This is a genomic window from Wenxinia saemankumensis (genome assembly GCF_900141735.1).
Taxonomy (GTDB): Bacteria; Pseudomonadota; Alphaproteobacteria; order Rhodobacterales; family Rhodobacteraceae; genus Wenxinia; species Wenxinia saemankumensis.
Window position 1 is genome coordinate 34872 of sequence record NZ_FQYO01000006.1, and the last position, 18991, is coordinate 53862.

Below are 18991 nucleotides of genomic sequence, written 5' to 3' on the forward strand. Positions count from 1 at the left end.
CGAACCGGCTCGTTTGGGGCGACCCTGGGGCCGAGACGTCAAGATAGGATTAAGGGCCCCGTCTGGGAGAGGGGCAGGCAGCGTTTCGGCCACAAAATGCCGATCGACGCGGGAAAGGCGCCTCAGCCGAGGCGCTGCTTCACCATCGGACCGACGCGGCCGAAATCCATCTGGCCGGCATGGCGCTCCTTCAGCAGGCCCATCACCCGGCCCATGTCGCGGATCGAGGTCGCACCGGTATCGGCGATGGCCGCGTCCACCGCGGCCGCCGCCTCGTCCTCGTCGAGCTGGCGGGGGAGGAATTCCTCGATCACGCCGATCTCGCCGTTCTCCTTCTCGGCCAGCTCGATACGGCCCGCCTCCTCGTAGGCGCGGGCGCTCTCCTGTCGCTGCTTGACCATCTTGGCCAGGATCGCGGTCACCTGCTCGTCGCTCACGCCCCCCTCCTCGCCGGTGCCGCGGGCCGCGATGTCGCGGTCCTTGATGGCGGCGTTGATCAGGCGCAGGGTCGAGAGGCGGTCGGCGTCCTTGGCCTTCATCGCGTCCTTGAGGCCGGCATTGATGCGCGCGCGCAGGTCCATGGGTCGGGGTCCGTTCGAGCTGTCGGGGAAGGCGCCTATCTAGGCGATCCCCCCGCCCGGCGCAACCGGCCCGCCCGTGCCCGGGGCGGGCCGTGACGTGCCGTTCCGGGCGGACCGCCGGCACCGGCCGGCCCCCGCTTGACCCTGCTCCGGCCCGCTCCTATTGACGCCGGGATCGGGGGGCCGGCCGCGCCGCCGGACCCGGATCGACCGCCCGCAGCCGCTTGCCAGAGGTCCGCCATGCCCGCATCCCGTTCCCTGCCCACCGCCTGCCTCGCCCTTGCCGACGGCACGCTGTTCTACGGTCGCGGCTTCGGCGCGACGGGGCGGACCACGGCGGAGCTCTGCTTCAACACCGCGATGACCGGCTACCAGGAGATCATGACCGATCCCTCCTATGCCGGGCAGATCGTCACCTTCACCTTTCCCCATGTCGGCAATGTCGGCGTCAATCCGGACGACGACGAGTGGACCGATCCCGTCGCCGAAGGGATGGTGGTGAAGTGGGATCCGACCGAGCCGTCGAACTGGCGGGCGACGGACACGCTCTCGGACTGGCTGGCCCGGCGCGGCCGGATCGCGATCGGCGGCGTCGACACCCGCCGGCTGACCCGGGCGATCCGCGCGCAGGGCGCGCCGCATGTCGCGCTCGCCCACGACCCCGAGGGAAAGTTCGACATCGAGGCGCTGGTCGCCGCCGCGCGCGGCTTCGAGGGGCTGGTCGGCCGCGACCTGGCCAAGGGGGTGACCTGCGCCCAATCCTATCGCTGGGACGAGATGCGCTGGGCCTGGCCGGACGGCTACCTGCGCCTGACAGAGCCGAAATACCGTGTCGTCGCCGTCGATTACGGGGCAAAGCGCAACATCCTGCGGTCCCTCGCCTCGGCCGGGGCGGACGTGACCGTGCTGCCCGCGAGCGCGACGGCCGAAGACATCCTGGCGCTGGAGCCCGACGGCGTCTTCCTGACCAACGGGCCGGGCGACCCGGCGGCGACGGGGGCCTATGCGGTGCCCGCGATCCGCGGCGTGCTCGAGACCGACCTGCCGGTCTTCGGCGTGTGCCTCGGCCACCAGATGCTCGCCCTCGCGCTCGGCGCGCGGACGGTCAAGATGAACCACGGCCATCACGGCGCGAACCATCCGGTCAAGGATACCGAGACCGGCAAGGTCGAGATCACCTCGATGAACCACGGCTTCACCGTGGACAGCCAGTCGCTGCCGACCGGCGTGCTCGAGACCCATGTCTCGCTGTTCGACGGGTCGAATTGCGGGATCCGGATGACCGACCGCCCGGTCTTCTCGGTCCAGTACCACCCGGAGGCGAGCCCCGGTCCGCAGGACAGCTACTACCTGTTCGAGCGCTTCGCCGCGGCGATGGCCGCGCGCAAGGGGTGATGCCGGCGCCCGGCTTCCGAGCTTAACCTAGCGTTAAGCCTGTCCGGCGAGGATCGGGGCAGCCGCTCCCGGCCGGACAGGTGCCATGCGCGACCCCCTTCTCCCGATCGCCGCCCTTCCCCGGCCCGCTCCGCCGCGGGCCGGTCCCGCACCCCTCCGGCGCGCCGGCCCCCCGGACCCGGCGCTCGCTGCATGCCTGCCGCCGCAGGACTGGATCGCCCTGCGCTGCCTGCCCTGGCGCCGCATGGGGGGCGCGGTGCTGGTCCTGGCGGCCGGGCCCGGCTGCACCGCCGCCGCGCGGGAAAGGCTGGGCCGCTGCTTCGGCACCGTCCGCTTCTGCCCTGTCGGAGAGGGCGCCCTGCGGGCGGCGCTGACCGCGACCTGCGGCAGCGCGCTCGTCCGCCGGGCGGAGAGCAGGGTCGCCCCGCAGGAGAGTTGCCGCACCCTCGCCTATGACCGGCTGCCGGCCCGATCGCTCGCGGTGGCGGCCGCGCTCGCATCCGGCCTTGCCGTCGCACCGCTGGGCGTGCTTGCGGGACTGATCGCCCTCATCGCCCTCTCGATGGCGCTGTCGACCGGCCTGAAGCTCGCGGCGCTCGTCGTCGGCACGACCGGGGCACGGTTCGGGAAACGGGCCGACGCCCTTCGGGCCGGCGATCCGGCCGAGGGACGGGAACCGGCCCGCATCGCGGGGACCGAGGCTGCCGCCCCGGACATCCTGCCGGTGATCTCGCTCATCGTGCCGCTCTTCGCCGAGCGGGCGGTCGCGGCCCACCTGCTGCGCCGGCTGGAGGCGCTCGACTACCCGCGCGACCGGCTCGACCTCTGCCTCGTGCTCGAATCGGACGATGCGACCACGCGGGCCGCCCTCGACGCCGCGACCCTGCCGGACTGGGCGCAGATCGTCGCCGTGCCGCGGGGGACCCTGCGGACCAAGCCGCGGGCGCTGAACTACGCGCTCGACTTCACCCGGGGCTCGATCGTCGGGATCTACGATGCCGAGGACGCGCCCGAGCCGGATCAGCTGATGCGCGTGGCGCGGGATTTCGCGCGTCACGGGCGCGGGACCGCCTGCCTGCAGGGAAGGCTCGACTACTACAACGCCCGGCAGAACTGGCTGTCCCGCTGCTTCACGCTGGAATACGCGGCATGGTTCCGGGTCCTGCTGCCGGGACTGGTGCGGATGGGGCTGGTGATCCCGCTCGGCGGAACGACCCTGTTCCTGCGCCGCCACGCGATCGAGGCGGTGGGCGGATGGGACGCGCACAACGTCACCGAGGATGCCGATCTCGGCATCCGGCTGGCCCGTCACGGGTTCCGCACCGCGATGCTCGACAGCACCACCTTCGAGGAGGCGAATGCCCGGCCCTGGCCGTGGGTGCGGCAGCGGTCGCGCTGGCTCAAGGGCTACGCGCAGACCTGGGCGCTGCATTCCCGGCGACCGGCGGCGCTCGGCCGCGATCTCGGTCCCGGGGCGGCCGCGGCCCTGCAGATCCTGCTGCTCGGGACGCTGGTGCAGGCACTGCTCGCGCCGGTCCTGTGGCTGGCATGGCCCGCGCTGCGGCTCTCGGGCGCGGCCGAGGGGCATCCGGTCCTGGCCGTCGTCCTGCCCGCGACCCTTGCCGTCTCGGTCGCCGCCCTGGCGGTCGACCTCGCCGTGCAGGTGACGGGGGCGCTCGGGTCGGGCCGGCGCTGGCTGGCCCCCTGGGCGCTGACGCTGCCGCTCTACTTCCCGCTCGCCACGCTGGCGGCATGGAAGGCGGCGATCGAGCTCGTCGGCCGGCCGTTCTTCTGGGACAAGACCGCGCATGGCTTCGCGCGGCAGGACCCGGTCACTCCGCCGATCCGCGCCGCTCGGCATCGAGACGCAGCCGGGTCGAATAGGCCCGGCTGATATGCTCGCGCAGGGCCTGGTCGGCCGCGTCGCCGTCCCCCGCCGCGATCGCGGCGACGATGGCCGCGTGTTCCTCGAGGGCGCGGCCCGACCGCCCCGTCACCGCAAGCGAGGTCGAGGCGAGCAGCGCCATCGACCGATGCACGAGGTCGAGCTGCTGCACGAGAAAGCGGTTGTGCGAGGCGAGGTGGATCTGGTGGTGGAAGCGCCGGTTGGCCCGGGCGAGCGCGCGGGGATCGCCGGCGATCTCCCGGTCCGCCTCGACCATCTCGCCGAGAACGCGCACCTCCTCCGGGGTGGCGTGACGCGCGGCGAGGCGCGCGGCCAGCCCCTCGAGCTCGCCCCGCACGACGTAGAGCTCGGCCAGTGCCGTGTGGTCGAGCGAGGCCACGATCAGCGAGCGCCCGTCGCGGGTCAGCAGACGCTGCGTCTCGAGCCGCTGCAGCGCTTCGCGGATCGGCGTGCGCGAGACGCCGAACCGCTCGGCCAGCTCGCTCTCGACGAGCCTGTCCCCGGGGCGGAAGATGCCGGCATCGATCGCGTCGAGGATCAGCCCGTAGGCGTCGAGCGGGCCGCCCCGCCCTTCCCTGCCCTGCATGACCTCGCTCCTCTCCGTCGCCCGCGCCGGACTAGACCCTGCAAGCCCGTCCCGGGCAACCCCGGCTGGACCTCGACCCGGCAGGACCGTATCGGGGGCACCGATGCACATGCCCGCCGATCCCCGCCCCGACTTCGCCCGCGTCCGCGCCTGGGTCTTCGACCTCGACAACACGCTCTACCCGCCCGAGCTGCAGCTCTTCTCCCAGATCGAGGCGCGGATGCGGGCCTATGTCGCGCGCGCCCTCGGCGTGGACGAGGCGGAGGCCGACCGCCTCCGCGCGCAGTACTGGCGCAGCCACGGCACCACCCTGGCCGGGCTGATGGCCGAGCACGGGCTGGATCCGGACCCGTTCCTCGAGGACGTGCACGACATCGACTTCACCGTCCTTCCCGCCGATCCGGCGCTGGCGCAGGCGATCCGCGCGCTGCCCGGCCGCCGCATCGTCTACACAAACGGCGCCCGCCCCTATGCCGAGCGGGTGCTGGAGGCGCGGGGCCTGACCGGCTGCTTCGACGCGGTCTACGGGGTGGAGCATGCCGGCTACCGGCCGAAGCCGGATCAGGCGGCCTTCGAGGCGGTCTTCGCGCTCGACGGGCTCTCTCCCCGGGAGGGCGCGATGTTCGAGGACGATCCCCGCAACCTCGCCGCGCCGCATGCGATGGGGATGCGGACCGTTCTGGTCGGCCCGGCGCCCGAGGCGCGCCCGCATATCCATCACCACGCCCCCGACCTCGCCGCCTTCCTGCGACAGCTCGTCTGACGCCCTTTCCCGCGCCCGGTCCCGGGGCTATCTCCGCCGGCATGGACCGCACCCGAACCGACATCTTCATCTCCGGCGGGGGGCCGGCCGGTCTCATCGCCGCCGCGCTCTTCGGCACGCTGGGCTTCACCGTCGTCCTGGCCGACCCGGCCCCGTCGGACGAGCCGCGCGGCGGGGGCGACCTGCGGACCACGGCCTTCCTGCGGCCCGCCCGCGACCTGCTGGAGCGCGCCGGCCTGTGGGACTCGCTGGCCCCCCATGCGACGCCGCTCAGCCTCATGCGCATCGTCGACAGCGAGGGGCCCGCGCACCGCCTGATCCGCGATTTCCGACCCGGCGATGTCGGGGCCGAGAGCTTCGGCTGGAACCTTCCCAACGCGGTGATCCGCGAGGTCGCGCGCGACCGGCTCGCCGCCCTGCCCGGCGTCACGCTGCGGGACGGCACCGGGTTCGCCCGGCTGCTGACGCGGCAGGCCGAGGCGCTGGTGACCCTGTCGGACGGCGATCGGGTCGCCGCCCGACTCGCCCTCGCGGCCGACGGTCGCGACAGCCCGCTGCGCGCGGCGGCCGGGATCGGCGCCCGGACCTTCCGCTTCGGGCAGAAGGCGATCGTCTTCGCCGTCTCGCATGTCGCCCCGCACGAGGGCGTCTCGACCGAGGTGCATCGCTCCGGCGGGCCGTTCACGCTGGTGCCGCTGCCGGACGCGGCGGACGGCACCCACCGTTCCTCGGTCGTGTGGATGATGCGGGGGCCGGAGGTGGCCCCCCTGATGGAGATGACGGTAGAGGCCTTCTCCGCCGCCGCGACGGATCGCTCGGCCGCGATCATGGGGCCGCTCGCCCTCGCCTCGCCCCGGCAGGCCTGGCCCATCGTCGCGCGCCTCGCCGAGAGGATGAGCGCCGAGCGCGTCGCCCTCATGGCCGAGGCCGCGCATGTGGTGCCGCCGATCGGCGCGCAGGGCCTGAACATGAGTCTCGCCGATCTCGCCGCGCTGGCCGACCTCGCCGCCGCAAGGCCGGAGGGGTTGGGCGACACGGCGATGCTCGCCGCCTATGCGCGCCGCCGCGAGGCCGAGGTGAGGGCCCGGGTGCTGGGGATCGACGCGCTCAACCGCGCCTCGATCGCCGCCGCCCCGGCCCTGCGCGACCTGCGCGCCCTCGGCATTCGGGCGATCCACGACGTCGCCCCGCTCCGCCGGCTGGCGATGCGGGCGGGGCTGGGCAGTGCCCCGCCCCCCCGCTAGGTCCCGCTCGGGACCCTGACGGGCGGCACTCAGGCGGCGGGGCCGATCACCGCGTCCAGCACCGTCTCGAGCCTTGCGACGGTCCCGTCCACGTCCCCCAGCTTGTCGAGCCCGAAGAGGCCGAGCCGGAAGGTGCGGAAGCTCTCCGGCTCGCCGACCTGCAGCGGCACCCCCGCGGCGATCTGCACGTCATGGGCGGCGAAGGCCCGGCCGGACTGGATCTCGGGATCGTCGGTATAGCTCACCACGACGCCCGGCGCCTCGACCCCCTCGGCGGCGACCGAGCGCACGCCCCGGGCGGCGAGCGCGGCCCGGACCCGGCGGCCGAGTTCCCATTGCGCGTCGCGCGCGGCGGCGAAGCCCATCGCCCGAGTCTCCTCCAGCGCGTCGCGGAAATCGCGCAGCGCGTCGGTCGGCATCGTGGCGTGGTAGGCGTGACCGCCGTCCTCGTAGGCCTTCATGATCGACCGCCACTTCTTGAGGTCGAGCGCGAAGGAGGTCGAGACTGTCTCCTCCAGCCGCGCGGCGCCGCGCTCCGACAACATGACGAGCCCGGCCGAGGGCGTGGACGACCAGCCCTTCTGCGGGGCCGAGATCAGCACGTCGACGCCCGTCGCCTGCATGTCCACCCAGACCGCGCCCGAGGCGATGCAGTCGAGGACGAGGATCGCGCCGACCTCGTGCGCGGCCTCGGCAAGTGCGGCGATATAGGCGTCGGGCAGGATGATCCCGGCCGAGGTCTCGACATGCGGGGCGAAGACGGCGTCGGGGCGGGCGGCCCGGATCGCGGCCGTCACCTCCTCGATCGGGGCGGGGGCGAAGGGGGCGCGATCGTCGTTGCCGGTCCGGCGTGCCTTGTGGACGCTCGTCTCGGCCGCGAAGCCGCCCGCCTCGAAGATCTGGCTCCACCGGTAGGAGAACCAGCCGTTGCGCACGATCAGCGCATGCGCGCCGGCGCCGAACTGGCGGGCGACCGCTTCCATCGCGTAGGTCCCGCCGCCGGGGACGATCGCCACCTCGGCCGCGCCGTAGGCCTCCTTCAGGCCGGCGGAGAGGTCGCGCATCACCTGCTGGAAGGTCGCGCTCATGTGGTTGAGCGAGCGGTCGGTGAATACGACCGAGAATTCCTGCTTGCCGCCGGGATCCACCGGGCGCCGGATGCTCCCCGTCTCCGTGATGCCGTCCTTCATGTCCTGTCCTTCCGCGGGTTGCTGCGCCCCCGTCCCTACCCGATCACCGCCCCGCCGGGAACCTCGCCGCTAGAGCGGGCCGGGCCGCCGCTCCTCGCTCAGCAGCACGTTCGCCTCGACCTGGCCCACACCGGGCAGCGTCATGATCCGCCGTCGCAGCACCCGCTCGAAATCGGCGAGGTCGCGCGCGACGACGCGCAGGCGGTAATCGTAGAGGCCGAGCATGTGCTCGACCCGCGCCACTTCGCGGATCGCGCTGACCGCCCGCTCGAAATCCTCCAGCGCGACCCGGCCCTTGGCGGCCAGCTTGATCCCCAGGAAGACGGTCACGCCGAGGCCCAGCTTCTCGCGGTCGAGCTCCAGCCGGCGCCCGGCCAGGACGCCGCTGTCGCGCAATCGCCGGATCCGCCGCCAGGCGGCCGGCTGCGACAGGCCGACCCGCGCCCCGATCTGCGCGGCGCCGAGCGCGGCGTCGCGCGACAGGATCCGCAGGATGGCGCGGTCGGTCTCGTCGATCTCGACACTCACAGCGGCAGCGCCTCCTCGGCCTTGACGGTGGCGACGGTCATCAGCGCCTCGATATCGGCGAGATGCGGCAGGGTCAGGATCCGGTCCCGCCAGAGCGCCTGCCAATGATGCAGATCCCGCGCGATCACGCCCAGCCGCACGTCGACCCGGCCGAGAAAGGTCTGGATCTCGACCACCTCCGGCACCTCGCGCGCGGCGGCGAGGAACTCGTCGAAGGCGCGCGGCGCGGATTTCTCCAGCGTGATGCGCAGGCTGATCTCGACCCCGTAGCCCAGCGCCCGCCAGTCGATCACCGCCCGCAGCCCCGTCAGCACGCCCGCCTCCTGCAACCGGGCGATGCGGCGGCTGACCCGCGCGGCCGGCAGGCCCATCGCCTCGGCCAGTTGCGCGGGCGACAGGTCGGGATCGTCCTGCCAGCGGCGCAGCAGCGCCCTGTCCTGATCGTCGAGCATGATTTCCCCGTGAACCGGCGGCATGACGCATGCCATCTTCGCAGGGAGGACAAATACCTTCCCCGTCCACGCTCGCAATCCCTTTCGCCGGGGCGTATCCCCGCCCCGCAACATATCCGGAGGGACATCCCATGCGCGTCTACTACGACCGCGATTGCGACGTGAACCTGATCAAGGACAAGAAGGTCGCCATCCTCGGCTACGGCTCCCAGGGCCATGCCCATGCGCTGAACCTGCGCGACAGCGGCGCCAAGAACGTGGCCGTCGCCCTGCGCGAGGGCTCGCCCAGCCGCGCCAAGGCCGAGGGCGAGGGCCTGCAGGTCATGGGGATCGAGGAAGCCGCCGCCTGGTGCGACCTCATCATGTTCACCATGCCCGACGAGCTGCAGGCGCAGGTCTACCGCGACCATGTCCACGACCACCTGCGCGAGGGCGCGGCGATCGCCTTCGCCCACGGCCTCAACGTCCATTTCGGCCTGATCGAGCCGAAAGCCGGCGTCGACGTCATCATGATGGCGCCCAAGGGCCCCGGCCACACGGTGCGCGGCGAATACGTCAAGGGCGGCGGCGTGCCCTGCCTCGTCGCGGTCCACCAGGACGCGACCGGCAAGGCGATGGAAATCGGCCTCTCCTATTGCTCGGCCATCGGCGGCGGGCGCTCTGGCATCATCGAGACGAATTTCCGCCAGGAATGCGAGACCGACCTCTTCGGCGAGCAGGCGGTGCTCTGCGGCGGCCTGGTCGAGCTGATCCGCATGGGCTTCGAGACACTGGTCGAGGCCGGCTACGAACCCGAGATGGCCTATTTCGAGTGCCTGCACGAGGTGAAGCTGATCGTGGACCTGATCTACGAGGGCGGCATCGCCAACATGAACTACTCGATCTCGAACACGGCCGAATACGGCGAATACGTCTCGGGACCGCGCATCCTGCCCTACGACGAGACGAAGGCCCGGATGAAGGCGGTGCTGAAGGACATCCAGTCCGGCAAGTTCGTCCGCGACTTCATGCAGGAGAACGCGGTCGGCCAGCCGTCCTTCAAGGCGACCCGCCGCCTCAACGACGAGCACCAGATCGAGCAGGTCGGCCAGAAGCTGCGCGACATGATGCCGTGGATCTCGGCCGGCAAGCTGGTCGACAAGGCCAAGAACTGATCCTCGCTCCCGCGCCGGCCCCCCGTTTCGCGGGGCCGGCGCGTTCCGTGTTGCAGAGCCTCACGGATCCTTGAAGGCCCGCCTCTCGCGCTATCTGGCAGCGGAATGATCGCCGAAGGGTTCCCCACGTGACGTCTGCGACGGGCCGCCGTTTCCTCTGCCTCGCGGCCGTCCTGCTCGTCGCCGGATGCGAAGGCGGGCCGCAATCGGCCCTTGCCCCGGCCGGTCGCGACGCGTCCGATCTCGCGCGGCTCTTCTGGATCATGCTGGCGGGCGCGGTCGTGCTGTGGATCGCCCTCAACGGCCTCTTCCTCTTCGTCACCCGGATCCGGCCCGGCGCCCTGTCGCGCGGCTGGGCCGAGGGGATCATCATCGGCGGGGGCATCGCGCTGCCCCTCGTCGTGCTGACGGCGCTGCTGGTCTATGCCCTGCCCCTGATGCCGGCCCAGCGCGCCCCCGGCGACGGGCTGACGGTGCGGGTGACGGGCGAGCAATGGTGGTGGCGCGTCGAGTACCGGCCCGAGGGCGCGGAGGACTGGGTCACCTCGGCCAACGAGATCCGCCTGCCGGTCGGCCAGCGGACCGAGATCGAGCTGACCTCCGGCGAGGTCATCCATTCCTTCTGGATCCCCGCCCTCGGCGGCAAGACCGACATGTTCCCCGGTCGCACGACGCGGATGACCCTGCTGCCCGAGGAGGCCGGGATCTTCCGCGGCCAGTGCGCCGAGTTCTGCGGCCTGTCGCACGCGCTGATGGCGCTGAACGCCGTCGCGCTGGAGCCGGCCGAGTTCGAGGCCTGGCTGGCGGCGGAGGCCGGCCCGGCGACCCTTCCCCGCGGGGAGGGTGCGGCCCTCTTCGCGCGCGAGGGCTGCGGGGCGTGCCATTCGGTGCGCGGCACCGACTGGGCGGGCCAGGTCGGCCCGGACCTGACGCATTTCGGCAGCCGCACCTCCCTCGCCGCCGGCACGCTGCCGCTGACGCGCGAGGCGCTGGTGGGCTGGATCGCCGATCCGGGCGCGGTGAAGCCCGGCGCCGAGATGCCGTCCTACGGGCACATGACGACGGACGAGCTCGCCACCCTTTCCGACTGGCTGATGGGGCTGCAATGACCGACACGACGCCCGACCGCCCGCAGCGACGCCCCCGTCAGGAGCAGATCACCCCCGATACCGCCGGCGAGAAGGCGATCGGCCCCTATCCCCCGACCGAGGAGATGCTCGCCGAGCCGGTGCCGGAGGAGCTGCGCCGCGCGCAGGAGAACCGTCTGCGCGAGGTGTGGAAGGAGCCGCAGGGCTGGCGCTACATCTCGGCCGTCAACAATTCCGAGGTCGGCAAGTGGTATTCGCTGACCGCCTTCGGCTTCATGCTGCTGGCGGGCGTGCTGGCGCTGGTGATGCGGGTGCAGCTCGCCGTGCCGGGGGCGGAGGTGCTGGACGCCGACCGCTACAACCAGTTCTTCACGATGCACGGCTCGGCGATGATGTTCCTCTTCGCCGTGCCGATGTTCGAGGCGATCTCGATCCTGATCCTGCCGGCCTTCCTCGGCGCGCGGGACATGCCCTTTCCCCGCCTCAGCGCCTACGGGTTCTGGTGTTTCGTGATCGGCGGCGTCTTCGTCATGGGATCGCTCCTCTTCGATGCCGCGCCGTCCTCGGGCTGGTTCATGTATCCCCCCCTCTCGACCAAGCAGGGCGGGATCGGTGCCGACATCTGGCTGCTGGGCCTCAGCTTCATCGAGGTCGCCTCCATCGCCGCGGCGGTCGAGCTGATCGTCGGCGTGCTGAAATGCCGCCCGCCGGGGATGCGGGTGAACCTGATGCCGCTCTACGCCTGGTACGTGCTGGTCGTCGGCGGAATGATCCTCTTCGCCTTTCCGCCGCTGATCGCGGGCGACCTGCTCTTCGAGCTGGAGCGCGGCTTCGACTGGCCCTTCTTCGACCCCGACCGGGGCGGCGATCCGATGCTCTGGCAGCACCTGTTCTGGATCTTCGGCCATCCGGAGGTCTACATCATCTTCCTGCCCTCCATCGCCATCGCCGCGATGGTGGTGCCGACCGCGGCGCGGCGGCCGATCGTGGGCTATTCCTGGATCGTGCTCAGCGCCGTCGGCACAGGCTTCCTCAGCTTCGGGCTGTGGGTACACCACATGTTCGCGACCGGCCTGCCCTCGATCTCGCTCGGCTTCTTCTCGGCGGCGTCCGAGGCGGTGGTGATCCCGACCGGCATCCAGCTCTTCGCCTTCGTGGCGACGCTGATGGTGGGCAAGGTCAGGATGAACCTGCCGATGCTCTGGATCGCGGGGGCGCTGGCGATCTTCACCGCCGGGGGGCTGACCGGCATCATGGTCGCCCTCGCCCCGTTCGACTGGCAGGTCCACGACACCTACTTCATCGTCGCGCACCTGCATTACACGCTGTTCGGCGGGATGGTCCTGCCGGTGATCGGGGGGGTCTACTACTTCTACCCCTTCTTCACGAAGAAGAAGATGTCGGACCGGCTCGGCCGCTGGTCCTTCTGGCTGACCTTCACCGGCTTCAACATCACCTTCCTGCCGATGCACCTCACCGGCCTCTACGGCATGCCGCGGCGGGTCTACACCTATCCCGGCGGGCTGGGATGGGAGCCGCTCAACATGCTCTCCACGCTCGGCGCCTTCGTCCTAGCGGCGGGGATCCTCGTCTTTGCCTGGGACCTGCTGCGACCGAAGGGCCGCCAGCCCCTGACCGAGCGCAATCCCTGGGGCGGCGGCACGCTGGAATGGTCCCACGAGGTGCCGGAAGAGAAATGGGGCGTGCGGTCCATCCCCCACATCACCTCGCGCTACCCGCTCTGGGACCAGCCGAAGCTGGTCGAGCGCATGGATGCCGGGCGCTACTACCTGCCCGACAGCGACGAGGGGCACCGCGAGACGCTGGTGACGAGCGTCATCGACGCGCGACCCCTGCAGATCCTGCGGGTGACGGGGCCGGCCTGGATCACGATGTGGGCCGCGGCCTTCACCGGGGGCGCGTTCATCTTCCCGACATTCTCGATGTACACGCCCGCCATCGTCTGCGCGGCCTTCGCCATCGTCTGCGTCTGCTACTGGCTCTGGACCTCGACCGCCCTCATCCCCGCGCGGGAGCGCAAGGATGCCGGCCTCGGCCTGTCACTGCCGACCTATGTCGCGGGGCCGCAGGCGGTCGGGTGGTGGGGCATGTGGATCACCATGCTGGGCGATGCGACGGCCTTCGCCTCGCTCGTGTTCGGGGTGTTCTTCTACTGGACGGCCGGCAGCGACTTCCCGCCCGAGAACGCCCTCCATGCCGACTGGCGCTACGTCCTTCTGGCCTGTGCCCTGATGCTGACCGCCTGGGCGGGGATGCTGCTGGGCCGGACCCGCAACCGGAAGGGCGAGAGCGGGGCCGCCCCGATCCTGATCGGCGCGGCCCTCGCCGCCGCGTGCGGGATCGCGGCGCTCATCGCGGCCGTGATCGAGATGTCTCCGACCAGCCATGTCTATCCGGCGATGATGTGCGCCCTCGTGGTCTGGTGCGTGGCCCATATCGGGGGCGGCATCATCATGCTGGCCTATTGCGCGGCGGCGCTGATCTTCGGCAGGGCGACACCCACCCATGACGCGCCGCTGTGGAACGTGTCGCTCTACTGGCATTTCATGGCGGCGATGGTGGTGACGGTCACGCTCTGCCTCGCGATCCTGCCGAGGCTGGTCTGATGGCGGAGAAAGGGCAACTCTCGCGCGAATTCGCCGAGGAGCAGAGCAGTCTCTGGCGCATCGCCTTCGCCCCGACGGTCTGGGCGGTGCATTTCGTCGCCTGCTACGCCACCGCCGCCGTGGCCTGCGCCAAGTTCCCCGAGGCGGAGCTGGCGCATGTCGGGGTATGGCGCGTTGCGATCTCGGCCGGGACCTTGGTCGCGCTGGCCCTGATCGCCTGGATCGGCTGGCGGGCGTGGCGGCACTGGGACTATCTCGACGATCACGACTATTCCCACGGCCGCGACGACAACGAGAGTCGGCACGAATTCCTCGGCCATGCCGGGTTCCTGCTGGCGGTCGTGTCCTTCATCGGGGTGCTGGCGACCTGGCTGCCCGCCTTCCTGATCGAGGGCTGCACATGAGGCGCGTGCCCCTCGTCGTCGCGCTCGTCCTGCTGGCGCTGGTCTGGGGCGGCCCCCTGACCGCCTGGGCGGGCGCCGGCTTCACCGCGCACATGGTCCGGCACATGGCGCTGGTGGCGGTGATCGCGCCGCTGCTGGTCCTCGCCCTGCCCCGCCTCGCCCGCGCCGTGGCCCCCAATGCCGCCGTCGCGGCGGCGGTGGAATTCGCGGTGGTCTGGGGCTGGCACCTGCCCGCCGCGCACGACGCGGCCGTCCTCTCGCCCTTGACCTACGGGCTGGAGCAGGCCTCCTTCCTGCTCGCCGGCCTCGCCGTCTGGGCCGGGGCGCTGGCCGCGCGCGAGCCGCTCGCCGGGGCCGGGGCGCTGCTGCTGACCTCGATGCACATGACCGCGCTCGGCGCGCTCCTGATCCTCGCCCCGCGCGTGCTCTTCGCCGATTGCGCCGGGCTGGCCCAGCAGCAGACGGGCGGTCTTCTGATGCTGGCGCTCGGCACGCCGGTCTATCTCGCCGGGGGGCTCTGGCTCGCCTCCCGGTCCCTGCGGGAGAGCGCGGCATGAGAACCGTCTTCAAGACCCTCGCCGCGCTGGCGGTCCTCGGCGCGCTGGCGGGCGGGGCCGTCGTGTTCGGCGGCCTCTACAACGTCTCGGCCCGGGCCGGGCACTTTCCGGGCGTGCCCTGGATCCTGCACACGACGTTCCGCCGGTCGGTCGCCCTGCGCGCGCCGGATCCGGCGGACACGCCGGAGCTGACGGACGAGATGGCGATGCTGGGGCGCAACCATTTCGAGAATGCCTGTTCCCAGTGCCACGCCGCGCCGGGCGCGACGCGCGACGCCACGATCCGCTCGATGCTGCCCGAGCCGCCGCATATCGAGGCGGCGGTCGGTTCCTGGTCGCCGGAGGAGCTGTGGTGGATCCTCCACGAAGGGGTCAAGATGAGCGGCATGCCGCACTGGCCCTCGATCCGCGACGACGACGTCTGGCCGGTCGTCGCCTTCCTCGTGCGGGTGCAGGACGGGATGGACGCGCAGGCCTACGGGGAGATGGTCGCGGGCGACGAATACTGCGCCGCGTGCCACGGGCCGGGCGGGGCGTCCGACAATCCGCACATCCCCCGCCTCGACATCCTGTCCGAGCGCTATGTCGCGATGTCCCTGCGCACCTACCGCGAGGGTCTGCGCGAGAGCGGGATCATGCGCCATGCCGCGACCGAGGTGACGGCCCCGGAGGGCGATCTGGCCGCCGAGTACCACGGCGAGGCGGGCGGCCCCGGCCTGCCCCTGCCGGGCGAGGTGCCGGATCTCGACGCCGCCGCCCTGGCCCGCACGGGCACGCGCGAGGTGCCCAGCTGCGAGACCTGCCATGGCGGCGCGCGGGACGAGGCGCTGGCGCCGGGCCCCCGGCTGGAAGGCCAGCACGCGCCCTACCTCGCCGCGCAGCTGCGTCTGTTCCGGGACGGGATCCGGGGCGGCGGGCCGCGCTGGAACCTGATGGCGCAGGCGGCCGAACATCTGAGCGACGACGAGATCCTCGCCCTCGCCGCCTGGTACGCCGCGCGCGGCGGGGAGTGAGGCGAAGGGCCCTTGCCTCCGCCCGTCCCCTGCCCGACCCTGAGGCGCAGACCTGACCGGAGAGCGCCCATGGCCGACCTGACCACCCGCATCGCCCAGGGCCGCGGCGACGCGCCCGCCGACCTCGTCCTGCGGGGCGGCGCGGTGTTCTGCGTCGTGACCGGCGAGACGATTCCCGGCGATGTCGCGATCTGCGGCGACACGATCGTCGGCATCGGCGAGAGCTACGAGGGGCGTGAGGTGATCGACGTGGCCGGCCTCACCCTCGTCCCCGGCTTCATCGACACGCATCTGCATGTCGAAAGCTCGTGCATCACGCCCTTCGAGTTCGACCGCTGCGTGACCCCGCGGGGCATCACCACCGCGATCTGCGACCCGCACGAGATCGCCAACGTCATCGGGGCGGAGGGCATCCGCTACTTCCAGGCCGCGTCCGGGCATCTGCTGATGGACCTGCGGGTGCAGCTGTCGTCCTGCGTGCCCTCGACCGACATGGAAACGGCGGGCGCTCGGCTGGAGGCGGCGGATCTGGCGGCGCTGATGGACCACCCCTCGGGCATCGGGCTGGCCGAGGTGATGAACTATCCCGGCACCATCCACCGCGATCCCGGCCTCATGGCCAAGCTGGCGCTGTTCGAGGGGCGGCACATGGACGGGCACTGCCCGCTCCTCTCGGGCCGCGACCTGAACGCCTACGCGGCCGCCGGGATCCGGACCGAACACGAGGCGACCAGCGCGGCGGAAGCGAGGGAGAAGCTGCAGAAGGGCCTGCGGGTGCTCATCCGCGAGGGGTCGGTCAGCAAGGATCTGCACGCGCTGCAGCCGCTGCTGACGGACCTGACCTCGGCCTACATGTGCCTGTGCACCGACGACAGGAACCCGCTCGACATCGGCGAGCACGGGCATCTCGACTACATGATCCGGACCCTGATCGCGCTCGGCTCCTCCCCCCTCGCCGCCTATCGCGCGGCGTCGCTGTCGGCGGCGGAGGCGTTCGGGCTGACGGATCGCGGGCAGATCGCGCCGGGGCGGCGGGCCGACATCGTGGCGGTGGGATCGCTGGCCGCGTGCGATGCGCGGCTGGTCCTCGCGGGCGGGCGCGTCGTGGACGATGCCGCCTTCGCCGCGCGCGGCCATGTGGAGCCGCCGGGGCGCGGGTCGGTCAGGGCGCCGAGGGTCCGGGCCGAGGATTTCCGGCACGGCGGCAACCGGAGCGAGACCCCGGTCATCGGCATCCGCGAAGGGCAGATCCTGACCGATCACCTGACCGAGGAGATCCCCATCGAGGACGGCGACAAGCGGCCCGACCCCGCCCGCGACCTGACCCGGATCGCCGTGGTGGAGCGGCACGGGATCAACGGCAACATCGCCACCGGCTTCGTCCGGGGATTCGGCCTGCAGGCGGGGGCCATCGCCTCCACCGTCTGCCACGACCACCACAACATCGCCTGCGTCGGTGTCGACTATGCCGACATGGCGGTCGCGGCCAACCGGCTGGGCGAGATCGAGGGCGGCTTCGTCGTCGTGCGCGGCGGCGAGGTGCTGGCGGAGCTCGCCCTGCCGGTCGCGGGGCTGATGAGCCTGGAGCCGTTCGAGCATGTCCGCGACCGGCTGGTGGCGCTGCGGGACGCCGCGAGATCGCTGGGCGTGGCACTGGAGGAGCCGTTCCTGCAGCTCGCCTTCCTCGCCCTGCCGGTGATTCCCGCGCTCAAGATCACCGACCGGGGCATGGTCGACGTGAACAGGTTCGAGATCATCCCCTGAGCTGCGTTGCCCGACTCCGCCCCCCATGCGATCCTGGGGCATGATCCACACCCTCCTGCGCCGCGCCGCGCTGACCCTCGCCGGGCTCGCCCTGATCCTGGTGGCCGCCGTCGGCTGCCAGCAGGTTCGCCTCGGCGGGTCGGACTTCGCGCCCGCACCCGGGACCGGGCTGCGCGTGGCGACGCACAACGTCCATTACATCGTCCTGCGCCGCGAGACGGGCCGGTGGAGCCGTGGCGACTTCGAGCGGCGGAGGCCCGCCCTCGCCGCCGCCTTCGCGGCGCTGGACGCCGACATCGTCGCCTTCCAGGAGATGGAGAGCTTCGGCGGCGGGAGCGAGGCGCGCGAGAACCTCGCCCTCGACTGGCTCCTGTCGCAGAACCCCGGTTACGCAGCCGCTGCCGTGGGGGAGCCCGACAGCTTTCCGATCACCCAGCCGATCCTCTACCGGACGGCGCGGCTGGAGGTGACGGATCAGGGCTGGTTCTTCTTCTCGGACACGCCGGACGTGATCTATTCGCGCACCTTCAACGGCTCCTACCCCGCCTATGCCACATGGGCGGCCTTCAGGGACCGGACCACGGGCGAGGCGTTCCGGGTGGTGAACGTGCATTTCGACTACGAGGCGTGGGAGAACCGCCGCCGCTCGGCCGAGCTGGTGGCGGCGCCCATCGCGGACTGGGAGGGGCCGGTGATCCTCGCGGGCGATCTCAACGCGCGCGCCGGCTCGCCGACGATGGAGATCCTGGAAGTGGCCGGGCTGACCTTCCCGCCGGTGCCGGGCGCGACCTTCCATTTCGACCGGGGGCTGAACCTCTTCGGGGCCATCGACCATGTCGGCCTGCGCGGGGCCGAGGCGCTGGGCCCGCCGATGGTGCTGCGCGAGAGCTACGACGGCGTCTGGCCGTCGGACCACTACCCCGTCGCGCTGGACGTGTCGTTCTGATTGCCGCGGAAGCCGGTCGCCACCACGAACTTCTCGGACGAATCGGAGCGCGAGGCCGGCGGCTTGATGTTCGCCACCTTGTCGAACCTGTCCTTCAGCCGCTTCTGCAGGTCGCCCTCGGCCCCGCCCGCCAGCACCTTGGCGACGAAGGTGCCGCCGGGGGCCAGCACGTCGAAGGCCAGCTCGGCCGCCGCCTCGCAGAGCGCGATGATCCGCAGGTGGTCGGTCTGCTTGTGCCCCGAGGAGGAGGCGGCCATGTCCGACATCACCACGTCAGCGGGCCCGTCGAGGCGGGCCTTGATGAAGTCGTCCGCGCCCTCGTCCAGGAAATCGAGGACGTGAAGCTCGGCCCCCGGGATCGGGTCCACCTCCTGCAGGTCGATTCCGATGATCCGGCCGACGGCCTTTCCCTGCTTCTCGCCCAGCGCGTTGATCCGCGGCACGGCGACCTGGCACCAGCCGCCCGGCGCGCAGCCGAGATCGACGACGCGCGCGCCGGGAACGAGGAAGCGGTAGCGGTCGTCGAGCTCGAGGATCTTGAACGCGGCGCGGCCGCGATACCCCTCGCGCTTCGCCCGCTGGACATAGGGGTCGTTCAGCTGCCGCTCGAGCCATAGCTTGCTGGAGAGCTTGCGCCCCTTCGCCGTCTTCACCCGGACGGTGAGATCGCGCTGCCCGCGCCCGGACGTCTTCTTCGGTCCCTGTGCCATGCGGGGGAGCTAGTCGCGCCCGCGCGCGGTGGCAAGCGCCCTCGTCCCGGCGGTGGTGCGGGGCGGAGATTGCGGACGGTATT

At 71.8% G+C, this 18991-nt stretch carries 18 protein-coding genes; 12 read left to right on the forward strand and 6 right to left on the reverse strand.

Features of this window, described 5'->3' with window-relative positions; translation table 11 throughout:
* Positions 1-122: 122 nt before the first annotated feature.
* A complete protein-coding gene (locus tag BUE30_RS15315) occupies positions 123-581 on the reverse strand; it encodes a GatB/YqeY domain-containing protein (RefSeq protein ID WP_073333193.1) in 459 nt (152 codons plus the stop codon).
* Positions 582-821: 240 nt separating this feature from the next.
* On the opposite strand from BUE30_RS15315, the gene carA reads away from it, so the two are divergent.
* Positions 822-1976, forward strand: coding sequence for a glutamine-hydrolyzing carbamoyl-phosphate synthase small subunit (gene carA, locus BUE30_RS15320; protein ID WP_073333196.1), 1155 nt, complete (start codon positions 822-824; stop codon positions 1974-1976).
* 85 nt (positions 1977-2061) lie between these two features.
* Positions 2062-3870, forward strand: a complete 1809-nt coding sequence (locus tag BUE30_RS15325) for a glycosyltransferase (RefSeq protein WP_073333201.1) — start codon at positions 2062-2064, stop codon at positions 3868-3870.
* Here the strand turns inward: BUE30_RS15325 and BUE30_RS15330 are convergent.
* Positions 3809-4468 (reverse strand): GntR family transcriptional regulator, encoded by a 660-nt coding sequence (locus tag BUE30_RS15330; RefSeq protein ID WP_073333205.1) that lies wholly within the window; start codon positions 4466-4468, stop codon positions 3809-3811. The two genes, BUE30_RS15325 and BUE30_RS15330, sit on opposite strands and share 62 nt — an antisense overlap.
* A 109-nt stretch (positions 4469-4577) precedes the next feature.
* On the opposite strand from BUE30_RS15330, the gene BUE30_RS15335 reads away from it, so the two are divergent.
* Together BUE30_RS15335 and BUE30_RS15340 are read left to right on the forward strand one after the other, a co-directional pair.
* The gene (locus tag BUE30_RS15335; RefSeq protein ID WP_073333696.1) at positions 4578-5231 is read left to right on the forward strand and encodes a pyrimidine 5'-nucleotidase; all 654 of its coding nucleotides are present in this window, start codon (positions 4578-4580) and stop codon (positions 5229-5231) included.
* Between the two features lie 41 nt (positions 5232-5272).
* Positions 5273-6475 carry an FAD-dependent monooxygenase gene (locus BUE30_RS15340; protein ID WP_073333210.1) on the forward strand — a complete coding sequence of 401 codons (1203 nt, stop codon included), beginning with the start codon at positions 5273-5275 and terminating at the stop codon, positions 6473-6475.
* A gap of 29 nt (positions 6476-6504) precedes the next feature.
* Here the strand turns inward: BUE30_RS15340 and BUE30_RS15345 are convergent, their stop codons facing one another.
* The 3 genes from BUE30_RS15345 to BUE30_RS15355 all read right to left on the reverse strand — a co-directional run bounded on the left by BUE30_RS15345 (position 6505) and on the right by BUE30_RS15355 (position 8645).
* Positions 6505-7665: an aminotransferase class V-fold PLP-dependent enzyme gene (locus tag BUE30_RS15345; RefSeq protein WP_073333213.1), complete on the reverse strand. Its 1161-nt coding sequence runs from the start codon at positions 7663-7665 to the stop codon at positions 6505-6507.
* Between the two features lie 69 nt (positions 7666-7734).
* Positions 7735-8193: an Lrp/AsnC family transcriptional regulator gene (locus BUE30_RS15350; protein ID WP_073333218.1), complete on the reverse strand. Its 459-nt coding sequence runs from the start codon at positions 8191-8193 to the stop codon at positions 7735-7737.
* Positions 8190-8645 carry an Lrp/AsnC family transcriptional regulator gene (locus tag BUE30_RS15355; protein ID WP_073333700.1) on the reverse strand — a complete coding sequence of 152 codons (456 nt, stop codon included), beginning with the start codon at positions 8643-8645 and terminating at the stop codon, positions 8190-8192. Before BUE30_RS15355 ends, BUE30_RS15350 begins: the two co-directional genes overlap by 4 nt.
* A 131-nt stretch (positions 8646-8776) precedes the next feature.
* On the opposite strand from BUE30_RS15355, the gene ilvC reads away from it, so the two are divergent.
* From ilvC to BUE30_RS15395, 8 genes are all read left to right on the forward strand, one after another.
* Positions 8777-9799 carry a ketol-acid reductoisomerase gene (gene ilvC / locus BUE30_RS15360; protein ID WP_073333221.1) on the forward strand — a complete coding sequence of 341 codons (1023 nt, stop codon included), beginning with the start codon at positions 8777-8779 and terminating at the stop codon, positions 9797-9799.
* Between the two features lie 128 nt (positions 9800-9927).
* The gene (locus tag BUE30_RS15365; RefSeq protein WP_073333224.1) at positions 9928-10908 is read left to right on the forward strand and encodes a cytochrome c oxidase subunit II; all 981 of its coding nucleotides are present in this window, start codon (positions 9928-9930) and stop codon (positions 10906-10908) included.
* 104 nt (positions 10909-11012) lie between these two features.
* A complete protein-coding gene (gene ctaD / locus BUE30_RS15370) occupies positions 11013-13514 on the forward strand; it encodes a cytochrome c oxidase subunit I (RefSeq protein ID WP_073333704.1) in 2502 nt (833 codons plus the stop codon).
* Complete coding sequence (locus tag BUE30_RS15375) at positions 13514-13918, forward strand: hypothetical protein (protein WP_073333228.1); 405 nt, start codon at positions 13514-13516, stop codon at positions 13916-13918. The genes ctaD and BUE30_RS15375 overlap by 1 nt, the downstream gene beginning before the upstream one ends.
* Positions 13915-14475, forward strand: coding sequence for a cytochrome c oxidase assembly protein (locus BUE30_RS15380; protein WP_073333231.1), 561 nt, complete (start codon positions 13915-13917; stop codon positions 14473-14475). Before BUE30_RS15375 ends, BUE30_RS15380 begins: the two co-directional genes overlap by 4 nt.
* A complete protein-coding gene (locus BUE30_RS15385) occupies positions 14472-15488 on the forward strand; it encodes a c-type cytochrome (protein WP_073333236.1) in 1017 nt (338 codons plus the stop codon). The genes BUE30_RS15380 and BUE30_RS15385 overlap by 4 nt, the downstream gene beginning before the upstream one ends.
* 69 nt (positions 15489-15557) lie before the next feature.
* Entirely contained in the window at positions 15558-17252 is a 1695-nt protein-coding gene (ade, locus tag BUE30_RS15390) for an adenine deaminase (protein WP_073333240.1), read from the forward strand.
* Between the two features lie 40 nt (positions 17253-17292).
* A complete protein-coding gene (locus BUE30_RS15395; RefSeq protein ID WP_073333709.1) occupies positions 17293-18198 on the forward strand; it encodes an endonuclease/exonuclease/phosphatase family protein in 906 nt (301 codons plus the stop codon).
* On the opposite strand, the gene BUE30_RS15400 is transcribed toward BUE30_RS15395, so the two are convergent.
* On the reverse strand, positions 18168-18908 hold the full coding sequence (locus BUE30_RS15400) for an RlmE family RNA methyltransferase (RefSeq protein WP_073333244.1): 741 nt from the start codon (positions 18906-18908) through the stop codon (positions 18168-18170). The two genes, BUE30_RS15395 and BUE30_RS15400, sit on opposite strands and share 31 nt — an antisense overlap.
* Positions 18909-18991 lie beyond the last annotated feature (83 nt).

Excerpts from the sequence above, each read along its gene's own strand:
- ctaD (WP_073333704.1), top strand. The coding sequence starts at position 11,013 with ATGCTCGCCGAGCCGGTGCCGGAGGAGCTGCGCCGCGCGCAGGAGAAC.
- BUE30_RS15340 (WP_073333210.1), top strand. The coding sequence starts at position 5,273 with ATGGACCGCACCCGAACCGACATCTTCATCTCCGGCGGGGGGCCGGCC.
- ade (WP_073333240.1), top strand. The coding sequence starts at position 15,558 with ATGGCCGACCTGACCACCCGCATCGCCCAGGGCCGCGGCGACGCGCCC.
- BUE30_RS15380 (WP_073333231.1), top strand. The coding sequence starts at position 13,915 with ATGAGGCGCGTGCCCCTCGTCGTCGCGCTCGTCCTGCTGGCGCTGGTC.
- BUE30_RS15395 (WP_073333709.1), top strand. The coding sequence starts at position 17,293 with ATGATCCACACCCTCCTGCGCCGCGCCGCGCTGACCCTCGCCGGGCTC.
- BUE30_RS15330 (WP_073333205.1), bottom strand. The coding sequence starts at position 4,468 with ATGCAGGGCAGGGAAGGGCGGGGCGGCCCGCTCGACGCCTACGGGCTG.
- BUE30_RS15385 (WP_073333236.1), top strand. The coding sequence starts at position 14,472 with ATGAGAACCGTCTTCAAGACCCTCGCCGCGCTGGCGGTCCTCGGCGCG.
- BUE30_RS15375 (WP_073333228.1), top strand. The coding sequence starts at position 13,514 with ATGGCGGAGAAAGGGCAACTCTCGCGCGAATTCGCCGAGGAGCAGAGC.
- BUE30_RS15325 (WP_073333201.1), top strand. The coding sequence starts at position 2,062 with ATGCGCGACCCCCTTCTCCCGATCGCCGCCCTTCCCCGGCCCGCTCCG.
- ilvC (WP_073333221.1), top strand. The coding sequence starts at position 8,777 with ATGCGCGTCTACTACGACCGCGATTGCGACGTGAACCTGATCAAGGAC.
- carA (WP_073333196.1), top strand. The coding sequence starts at position 822 with ATGCCCGCATCCCGTTCCCTGCCCACCGCCTGCCTCGCCCTTGCCGAC.
- BUE30_RS15315 (WP_073333193.1), bottom strand. The coding sequence starts at position 581 with ATGGACCTGCGCGCGCGCATCAATGCCGGCCTCAAGGACGCGATGAAG.
- BUE30_RS15335 (WP_073333696.1), top strand. The coding sequence starts at position 4,578 with ATGCCCGCCGATCCCCGCCCCGACTTCGCCCGCGTCCGCGCCTGGGTC.
- BUE30_RS15345 (WP_073333213.1), bottom strand. The coding sequence starts at position 7,665 with ATGAAGGACGGCATCACGGAGACGGGGAGCATCCGGCGCCCGGTGGAT.
- BUE30_RS15355 (WP_073333700.1), bottom strand. The coding sequence starts at position 8,645 with ATGCTCGACGATCAGGACAGGGCGCTGCTGCGCCGCTGGCAGGACGAT.
- BUE30_RS15400 (WP_073333244.1), bottom strand. The coding sequence starts at position 18,908 with ATGGCACAGGGACCGAAGAAGACGTCCGGGCGCGGGCAGCGCGATCTC.